This is a genomic window from Dietzia sp. DQ11-44 (genome assembly GCF_014145205.1).
GTDB lineage: Bacteria > Actinomycetota > Actinomycetes > Mycobacteriales > Mycobacteriaceae > Dietzia > Dietzia natronolimnaea.
On sequence record NZ_JAALEC010000132.1, the window covers coordinates 1 to 9,155 of the forward strand.

General features: G+C 69.9%; 8 protein-coding genes. 5 read left to right on the plus strand and 3 right to left on the minus strand.

Annotation, left to right across the window (positions count from 1 at the left end; genetic code table 11):
• Positions 1-723, plus strand: a 723-nt coding sequence (locus G6018_RS04080) for a M23 family metallopeptidase (protein ID WP_347237787.1), incomplete at its 5' end; no start/stop codon positions are given.
• Positions 724-865: 142 nt separating this feature from the next.
• Here the strand turns inward: G6018_RS04080 and G6018_RS04085 are convergent.
• Complete coding sequence (locus G6018_RS04085) at positions 866-3,409, minus strand: UvrD-helicase domain-containing protein (protein ID WP_182638826.1); 2,544 nt, start codon at positions 3,407-3,409, stop codon at positions 866-868.
• A 40-nt stretch (positions 3,410-3,449) separates the two neighbouring features.
• Complete coding sequence (locus tag G6018_RS04090) at positions 3,450-4,874, minus strand: sodium:alanine symporter family protein (RefSeq protein ID WP_179525864.1); 1,425 nt, start codon at positions 4,872-4,874, stop codon at positions 3,450-3,452.
• 58 nt (positions 4,875-4,932) lie between these two features.
• Between G6018_RS04090 and G6018_RS04095 the strand changes: the two genes are divergently transcribed.
• On the plus strand, positions 4,933-5,211 hold the full coding sequence (locus G6018_RS04095) for a chorismate mutase (protein WP_107746400.1): 279 nt from the start codon (positions 4,933-4,935) through the stop codon (positions 5,209-5,211).
• Here G6018_RS04095 and G6018_RS04100 read toward each other — a convergent pair.
• On the minus strand, positions 5,182-5,904 hold the full coding sequence (locus G6018_RS04100; protein WP_182638828.1) for a DUF5701 family protein: 723 nt from the start codon (positions 5,902-5,904) through the stop codon (positions 5,182-5,184). The two genes, G6018_RS04095 and G6018_RS04100, sit on opposite strands and share 30 nt — an antisense overlap.
• 105 nt (positions 5,905-6,009) lie before the next feature.
• Between G6018_RS04100 and pgi the strand changes: the two genes are divergently transcribed.
• The 3 genes from pgi to G6018_RS04115 all read left to right on the plus strand — a co-directional run.
• Positions 6,010-7,656, plus strand: coding sequence for a glucose-6-phosphate isomerase (gene pgi, locus G6018_RS04105; RefSeq protein WP_182638830.1), 1,647 nt, complete (start codon positions 6,010-6,012; stop codon positions 7,654-7,656).
• Positions 7,657-7,707: 51 nt separating this feature from the next.
• On the plus strand, positions 7,708-8,301 hold the full coding sequence (locus G6018_RS04110) for a dihydrofolate reductase family protein (protein WP_182638832.1): 594 nt from the start codon (positions 7,708-7,710) through the stop codon (positions 8,299-8,301).
• A 155-nt stretch (positions 8,302-8,456) separates the two neighbouring features.
• The coding region (locus G6018_RS04115) for a DUF222 domain-containing protein (RefSeq protein WP_182638834.1) at positions 8,457-9,155 on the plus strand (699 nt) is incomplete at its 3' end.

Consider the following 9,155-nt stretch of genomic DNA (forward strand, 5'->3'; position numbering starts at 1 on the left):
GCCGGCGCCGCGGTGTCGGCCGCCTCGGCCGGGTCCGTCATGGACTTCGCGGGCACCCACTCCGCCGAGGCCGGCGACATCGCACTCCTCGCCAACGGTGAAGCGGCGCCGGCGACCGGTGCGCCGGACGCGCCGTCGTCCTCCACCCCCGCCACTCCCTCTCTGCCCGAGCCCGTGGTGGTGTCGGTCTCCGACTCCGAGTCCGAGAACGCGCAGTCGGCCATGCTCTACGCCGGCACCGAGATCAACACCCAGCGGGAGATCGCCGAGGAGCAGGCCCGGCGCCCGAAGGTCGCCCTCCCCGCAGTGGGCACCTTCACCTCTGGATTCGGCATGCGCTGGGGTGCGATGCACGCCGGCATCGACATCGCCAACGCCAACGGCACCCCGATCCTCGCAGCCACCGATGGTGTCGTGATCGACTCGGGCCCCGCCCAGGGCTACGGGAACTGGATCCGCATCATGTCCGACGACGGCACGATGACCCTCTACGGCCACATGGAATCCCTCGACGTCCGCGTGGGCGAGCGCGTCTACGCCGGCCAGAAGATCGCAGGCATGGGCAACATGGGCTTCTCGACGGGATCCCACCTGCACTTCGAGGTCCTGCTCAACGGCGGCACCCAGCACGTCGACCCCGTCATCTGGCTGGCCCAGCAGGGCATCCACCTCGCGGGCGCCGGGAGCAGCGAGAGCTCGGGCTTCAGCCCCTTCGGGAGCTGACCTCGACCTGGGCAGTCGTCCACGGTCGAGTCGGCTGATCGCGACGCCTGAGCGCGACGCCTGAGCGCGCGTTCCCGAGCTCGGCCCGGCCCGGTCCCGAACCGACTCCCGGTATCGGGGCGCCCGTACGGACGTCCTCTCCCTAGAGCTTCTGCATCGGGACTCCCCCGATGAGCATCAGGCGCACCTTTCCCGACGCACCGAAGTCGATCGTCGCCGTGGCCCGGGGCCCGCTGCCGTCGCAGCTCAGAACCTTCCCGAGACCGTACTTGTCGTGCGTCACCCGATCTCCGGGCGCCAACTCCAGGGCGGGCGCGGAGGACTTGGCCCGGGGAATCCCGGACGACCGGCCGCCGCCGGAGCCGAATCCACCACCGGAGCCGAACCCACCACCGGAGCCGCCACCGAACCGGCGCCGCGGCGCGTACGAGTCGTCGTCACCGAACCGGCCACCGCCGGCCGGTTCCTCACGCTGCCACTCGATCGCCTCCGACGGGATCTCCTCGAGGAACCGCGACCCGGGGTTGGTCATGGGCTGGCCCCAGGACGAGCGCATCATGGCGCGGGTCAGATAGAGGCGTCGACGCGCACGGGTGATACCCACGTACGCCAGCCGCCGCTCCTCGGACAGCTCCGCCGGGTCCCCGAGCGCGCGCATGTGCGGGAACAGCCCGTCCTCCATGCCGACGAGGAACACCACCGGGAACTCGAGCCCCTTGGCGGTGTGGAGGGTCATGAGTGTGACCTGCCCCTGGTCCTCGGCCGGGATCTGGTCGGCGTCCGCCACGAGGGAGACCCGCTCGAGGAAGGCCGCGAGCGAACCGGGCTCGGCGATGCCCTCGTCCAGTTCGGCGTAGTCCGGTGCGGCGTCGTCCGGTGCGCCGTCGTCCAGTGCGGCGTCGGACTGGTCGGCCACCGCTCCCGCGGCGTCCCCGGCGTCCTCGTCCCCGAAGCCCTGCTCGCGCGCCGACCGCTGCAGCGCGGCCTCGGAGGAGAACTCCCGCCCCACGCCCACCAACTCGTTGAGGTTGTCCAGGCGGGCCGCGTCCTGCGGATCGTTGGAGGCCTCCAACTCGGCCCGGTATCCGGTCCGGTCGAGCACGGCCTCCACCAGGGCGCCGACGTCGGGGGCCGAGTCCTCGCCACCGGCGTGGTCGGAGCCGCTCAAGCGCCCGCGGAGCTCGTCGAGGAGAGAGACGAAACCCGCGATCGCCTTGACCGAGCGGGTGGGCAGCAACGCGACCCTGCCCTCCGCGGCGTCCCGCAGGGCCTCACCGAAGCCGATGGCCCGCTGCTCGGCATGGACCGCCACACACGCCTCCGCACGGTCCCCGATTCCCCGCCGAGGGGTGTTGAGGATGCGGCGCAGCGCCACCGTGTCGTCAGGATTGGAGAGCACCTTGAGGTACGCAACGATGTCGCGCACCTCCTTGCGCTCGTAGAACCGTGTGCCCCCGACGACCTTGTAGGGCAGACCCAGCCGGACGAACACGTCCTCGATCACCCGGGAGGAGTTGTTGGTCCGGTAGAACACGGCCACGTCGGAGTACCCGGCGTCCCCGGAGTCCACCAGGCGGTCTATCTCCCCGGCGATGAACCGCGCCTCGTCGTGCTCGTTGTCCGCCACGTACCCGACGAGCAGCTCGCCGGTTCCCTCGTCGGTCCAGAGGTTCTTCTCCCTCCGGCCCGGGTTGCGGGAGATCACGGCGTTGGCGGCGGAGAGGATCGTCTGCGTCGAGCGGTAGTTCTGCTCGAGCAGGATCGACCGGGCGTCCGGATAGTCGTGCTCGAAGTCCTCGATGTTGCGGATCGTCGCGCCCCGGAACGCGTAGATGGACTGGTCCGCGTCGCCCACCACGCAGAGCTCCGCCGGTGCCACCCCGGCCGCGGCGTCGTCCCCGGACCCGGCCGCACCGCCGACGAGCGTCCGGACCAGGATGTACTGGGCGTGGTTGGTGTCCTGGTACTCGTCCACCATGACGTGCCGGAACCGGCGCCGGTAGTACGCCGCAACCTCCGGGTGCGACCGCAGCAACCCGACGGTCTCCCCGATCAGGTCGTCGAAGTCGAAGGCGTTGGCCGCCTGCAGCCGCGCCTGGTACTCGGTGAACACCGCCGCCACCGTCTGCGCGGTCCGGTCCGAGTCCTCCAACGCACGGTCCATGGCCTCCGACGGCTCGCGGAGCTCGTTCTTGTGGTTCGAGATGGCCGAGGCGAGCATCCGCGGCGTGAACTTCTTGACCTCGAGGTGCTGCTCCTTGGCGATCATGCCGAGCAGGCGACGGGAATCGTCCGAGTCGTAGATCGTGAAATTGGAGTTGCGCGTGCCCAGCAGCGCGGACTGGGCCCGCAGGATCCGCACACAGATCGAGTGGAACGTGGCCACCCACATCCGTTCGGCATGGGGCCCCACCAGGGCGGACACCCGCTCCCGCATCTCGGCGGCGGCCTTGTTGGTGAACGTGATGGCGAGGATCTGCCCGGGGTGTGCGCCCCCCTCGGCCAGCAGGTACGCGATCCGCCTGGTCAGCACGCTGGTCTTCCCGGAACCCGCGCCGGCCACGATCAACAGCGGACCGCCGCGGTGCGTGACCGCGGCGGCCTGCTGTGGGTTGAGTCCGTCCAGGAGCGGTGAGTGCGGCGAGGTGGGACTGACGGCGGAACGGGCGGGAGCGGAGTGGGTCATCGTGGCGTCCAATCTACCCACCCGGTCCGACACCCTGTTCTCAGCGCGGACGGTCCCCCATGAACTCGTCGACCTGCGCGGCGGTCGCCGTCAGAGTCGGATCGTTGTCCAGGTAGTACCGCGTCTCCCGCACGATGAGGCCGGAGAGGACCAGGAGGCCGATGAGGTTCGGGATGGCCATCAGTCCGTTCATCACGTCCGCGAAGTTCCACACCACCTCGAGTTCGGTGACCGCACCCACGAACACCACACAGGTGAAGACCATCCGGTAGGGGATGACTCCCCCGGCGCCCACGAGCCGCTCGACACACCGCTCGCCGTAGTACGACCAGCCGAGGATCGTCGAGAACGCGAAGAACGCGATCGCCACCGCCACCAGCTTGTCGCCGTACGGCATGGCCTCGGCGAACGCGTCGGCGGTCATGGTCCCGGCCGTGTCGCTGCCCTGCTCCCACACGCCGGAGGTGACGATCACCAGACCGGTGAAGGTGACGACGATGATGGTGTCGATGAACGTCTGGGTCATCGACACCAGGCCCTGGCGGGTCGGGTGGGTGGTCTTGGCCGCCGCGGCCGCGATGGCCGCCGAGCCCATCCCGGACTCGTTGGAGAAGATGCCCCGCGCGACACCCATCTGGATGGCGTACATGATCGCCGCGCCCGCGAAGCCGCCGACCGCGGACGTCCCGGAGAAGGCCTGCGTGAAGATCTGCCCGAAGGCGCCGGGGATCGCGTCGGCGTTGAGCACCAGGACGACCATCCCGCCGAGCAGGTACAGCACGATCATCAGAGGCACGAACCCGGCCGTGACCCGGCCGATGGCCTTGATGCCACCGAGCAGGACCGCACCGGTGAGGACGAACAGGATGACGCCTGAGGCGACCACGGGGACGCCGAAGGAGTTGTCGAGCTGGGCCGCCACCGCGTTGCCCTGCGTCATGTTGCCGATGCCGAAGCTGGCCAGGACGGCGAACACCGCGAACACGATCGACAGGACCAGCCCCACCCGGCCGCCGGTCTTCCCGAACAGCTCGGCGAACCCCCGGTGGAGGTAGTATTGCGGACCACCGGACTGCTCGCCGCGGGCGTCGGTGACGCGGTACCGCACACCCAGGAAGGCCTCCGAGTACTTGGAGGCCATCCCCACGAGGGCGGTGACCCACATCCAGAAGAGCGCGCCCGGCCCTCCCAGTGAGATCGCCGTCGCCACGCCGACGATGTTGCCCACGCCGACGGTCGCGGCGAGCGCGGTGGTCAACGCCTGGTACTGCGTGATGTCACCCGCCCCGCCGTCGTCCCTCCGCCGCACCAGCCCGAGATGGAGCGCGGGCCCCAGCTTGCGGAACTGCAGTGCCCTCAGACGGATCGTGAGGAATAGGCCCGTGCCGAGGAGCAGCGGGATGAGGACGAAGGGTCCCCAGATCACGGAACCGATGTCCGCGAGAGTCGAGTTCAAGTTCTCCACGGGCGGAAACACTAGACGGTCCCGCGGCCTCCGCGGAAGCAAGTGGGATAATCGCGGCATGAACACCGACCCCGCCGGCACGGACGATCCGCTGTCCGAGGCCCAGATCCAGGAACTGCGACTGGAGATCGACCGGTTGGACGCCGAGATCCTGGACGCGATAGTCCGTCGCAGCGAGATCTCCAAGCGCATCGGTCGCACGCGGATGCAGTCCGGCGGCACCAAGCTCGTCCACACCCGCGAGCTCAAGGTCTACGAGCGCTTCTCCTCACTCGGGCAGGAGGGGCAGACCCTCGCGGGGATGCTCCTACGTCTCGGTCGCGGGCGACTGGGCTGAGTCCCGGCCGACCCGACCGGCCGTGGAGGCGAACCCCAACCACGTGTGGTGGTTGTTCGCCCAGCACCAGCCCACCTTCGGCGCGCCCTTGTTCTCCCGGCCGTCGCGGCCGGTCCCCCCGCTGATCCACAGCGCCGGCGTCCGGGCATCCAGAGCTCCGTCCGCCTTGCGCTTCCGCGATCCGATGCACATGAAGCACCTGCCGGGTTCGAGCATCTCCGGCTGCTGGAGCAGCCAGCTCACCCCCTCGGAGATGGTCAGCGGAGTGCGCCCCCGCCGGGCCAACTCGGCGTGCGCGTCCGTCGGGGTCCAGCCCAGCATGTCGTCGTCGCGTGTCACGTCCCTGACCAGATAGAGCGGGGCGTCCGGAACCCGGACGTCGTCGGTGGGTGTGAACTCGGCCAGGTCGGACATGTCGACGACGACGAAGCCCGCCCTCCCACCACGGCGCAGCAGGGTCGCCAGTCGGGCGGTGGACACGAACGACGGGTGGACGGCCAGCGCCGGCCGACCGGGCCCCGGGGCGGCGGCACGAGCTGCGCCGTCAAGAACTGCGTCTTCGAGAGCTGCGTCTTCAAGAGCTGCGGCGTGCTCCCGCAGCCGCCCGGCGGTGATCCCGCCGAGCTCGGGCACGCCCAGTTCGACGAGCCGATCGGCCTGGGCTGACACGGAGGGGTGGTCCGGAGGAGTCATGGGGGTCACGTGTCTGGAACGGGCGGCGGGGCCCCCGTATTCCCGACTAACCTCGCTGTCAGACGGCGGGCGATCCCCGGGCGGCAACACTGGGCAGGAGCGGCAATGACGGACATCAGCACGACACCACAGTGGTCGGCGATCGAGGATCTCGTACCGGCGATCGGCGGGGTGACCCTCCGTGAGCTGTTCGCCGCCGATCCGGAACGGGGTCGCCGCATGGCGGTCACCGCGGGCGATCTGCACGTCGACCTGTCCAAGCACCTGGTCACCGACGAGGTCCTGAGCGCCCTGACCGAGCTGGCCCACGCCGCACGGCTGCCGGCGCAGCGGGCCGCGATGTTCCGGGGCGACCGCATCAACACCACCGAGGACCGATCGGTCCTCCACACCGCGCTCCGTCTCCCGGCCGAGGCCGACCTCGTCGTCGACGGGCGTGACGTCGTGGCCGACGTCCACGCGGTCCTCACCCGGATGGCCGACTTCGCCGACCGCGTCCGGTCCGGCGGATGGACCGGGCACACGGGCGCGCGGATCGACACCGTGGTCAACATCGGCATCGGCGGCTCCGACCTCGGGCCCGTGATGGTCGACAAGGCCCTGCACCACCTGCAGACCGCGGGGATCAGCGCACGCTACGTCTCCAACGTGGACCCCGCCGACCTCTCGGCCGTGCTCGCCGAGGTCGACCCCGCGACCACGCTGGTGGTGGTCGCCTCCAAGACCTTCACCACGCAGGAGACCATGGCCAACGCCCACGCGGCGCGTCGGCACTTCGTCGAGGCCCTCGGATCGGAGGAGGCGATCGCCTCCCACTTCGTGGCGGTGTCGACGGCCACCGAGGAGGTGGCCGACTTCGGGATCGCCGCGGACAACATGTTCGAGTTCTGGGACTGGGTCGGGGGCCGGTACTCGGTGTCGTCGGCGATCGGCCTCTCGGTGATGATCACGGTGGGCCCGCCCGCGTTCGTCGAGCTGCTCGAGGGCTTCCACGCCATGGATCTGCACTTCGCGACCGAGGCCCCCGAGCACAACGCGCCGGTCCTCATGGCCCTGCTCGGCATCTGGTACACCTGCTTCCTCGGGGCCCAGTCCAAGGCCGTGATCCCCTACGCCCAGGGCCTCCTGCGGTTCCCCGCCTACCTCCAGCAACTGACCATGGAGTCCCTCGGCAAATCAGTGCGACTCGACGGCTCCGACGTCTCCTACCCCACCGGCGAGGTCTACTGGGGCGAGCCCGGCACCAACGGCCAGCACGCCTTCTTCCAGCTCCTGCACCAGGGCACCCAGCTCGTCCCGGTGGACTTCATCGGGGTCGCCCGTCCGGTCTCGGACCTGCCCACCGCCAACGGCGCCGGATCGATGCACGACATGCTCGTGGCCAACCTGTTCGCCCAGTCCCGTGTGCTGGCGTTCGGCAAGACGGAGGACGAGGTGCTCGCCGAGGGCGTGGACCCCGCGATCGCGCCGCACAAGGTGATGCCCGGCAACCGGCCGTCCACCACGATCCTCGCGCCGTCGCTCTCGCCCGGGGTGCTCGGGCAGCTCATCGCCCTCTACGAACACGTGGTGTTCGTCCAGGCCGCCGTGCTGGGCATCAATGCGTTCGATCAGTGGGGGGTCGAGCTGGGCAAGGCCCAGGCCGGCGAGCTCCTGACCGCCCTGACCGCGGAGAAGCACCCCGGGGAGGGCTTCGACTCCTCGACGGATGCTCTCGTCGAGATCTACCGCGAGGCACGCGGGCGCCGCTGAGCCGGGACTGTTCCGCCCGGGAGTGTCGTAGCCGGGTGCGAGCATTGTCGGATGAGCACTGTCTACTGCACCGCCACGAGTCTGGACGGGTACATCGCCGACGACGAGGAGAGCCTGTCCTGGCTCTTCGCGACCTCCGGGGAGGCCGAACCCGCGGGGTACACACCGACAGAGTTGGACCCCGCCCTCCCCGACCTCCACTTCGACCGCTTCTACTCCGGCGTCGGGTCGATCGTCTGCGGCGTCAACACCTTCGAGTGGGTCCGCCGCGACCTGACGAAGGACGGCCGACCGTTCGTCTGGCCGTACTCCGTGCCGAGCTGGGTCGTCACCCACCGCGATCTCGATCCCGTCGACGGCGTCGAGTTCTTCGCCGGTGACGTCGGCGACCTGCACCCTCTCCTGGTCGACGCCGCCGACGGCGGGGACGTGTGGATCGTCGGGGGTGGTGACCTCGCAGGTCAGTTCGCCGACCGGGGACTGCTGGACCGGGTCTGGATCCACCAGTGTCCGGTCGTCCTCGGTTCCGGGCGCCCCCTGTTGCCCCGCCGACTCCGACTCCACCGCCAGAAGCTCGAGACGCACGGCCAGTTCACCGCGATGCTCTTCGACGTGGTGGGCCCGGAGCCCCGGATCACGCCCTGACCGGTGAGTAGCCCGGCTGAGTAGCCCGGCGATTTCCTCCGCTGCAGTCCCGGACGGAAAGCCCGCGGCAGACCCTTGCACGTTCGAACGTGTGTGCGTATACTAGAACGTACATTCGATACGGTGACGGTGGCGGAAGGCTTCGGAGGTGTGGCATGGACGTCGGCAACGGCCCCTCCTCCGACAGTTCCTCCGCTGTTGATCCGTTGACCGGGCTGACCGCCTCGGCTCGTGCCGGATGGGCGGCCGAGAATCGCGCCTCCGCCCAGCGGCTGTCGGCCTGCTACCACCTCCTGCTGGAATGCCAGCGCCGCGACGACTCAGGCACCGGCTCTGATTCCCCGCCCGGCCACGCGGTGGTGGACCCGTTCGTGGTGGCAACCGGATACGTGGTGGCGGCGATGGCCGTCTCCGCCCTGAGAGCCGAATCGATGATCTCGTTCGCCGCGGACCTGCACCAGCGCTACCCCGCCGTTCTCGCCGCCCTGGCGGCGGGACGCCTCGACCAGCGCGCCGCCGAACTGCTGGCCCGCCAGATGGCGACCGTCGACCCCGAGGTGCTTCCGCAGGTGCAACAGGACGTCGTCGACGACTACCTGGCCGCGACGGAAGCCGGCGAACGCCTCGGGCGGCACGCGGTACGCGATGCGGTGGACGCGATCATCACCCGCTACGACGCCGAGGGAATCCGTCGGCGCAAGGAGGACGCCAGCCGTGCGCGCGGTGTGCGCATCAACAAGGGCGCTGACGGCATGTCCACCGTGTCGGCCATTCTGGCCACCGAGGAGGCCGCCGTCCTTGCCGAGGCGATCGATCAACGCGCTGCCGAACACGCCGCCGCCGAGGCCGAGGCT

Bases quoted from the DNA above. Each gene is read 5' to 3' on its own strand.
- pgi (WP_182638830.1), top strand. From the start codon at position 6,010: ATGACGGACATCAGCACGACACCACAGTGGTCGGCGATCGAGGATCTC.
- G6018_RS04100 (WP_182638828.1), bottom strand. From the start codon at position 5,904: ATGACTCCTCCGGACCACCCCTCCGTGTCAGCCCAGGCCGATCGGCTC.
- G6018_RS04085 (WP_182638826.1), bottom strand. From the start codon at position 3,409: ATGACCCACTCCGCTCCCGCCCGTTCCGCCGTCAGTCCCACCTCGCCG.
- G6018_RS04110 (WP_182638832.1), top strand. From the start codon at position 7,708: ATGAGCACTGTCTACTGCACCGCCACGAGTCTGGACGGGTACATCGCC.
- G6018_RS04095 (WP_107746400.1), top strand. From the start codon at position 4,933: ATGAACACCGACCCCGCCGGCACGGACGATCCGCTGTCCGAGGCCCAG.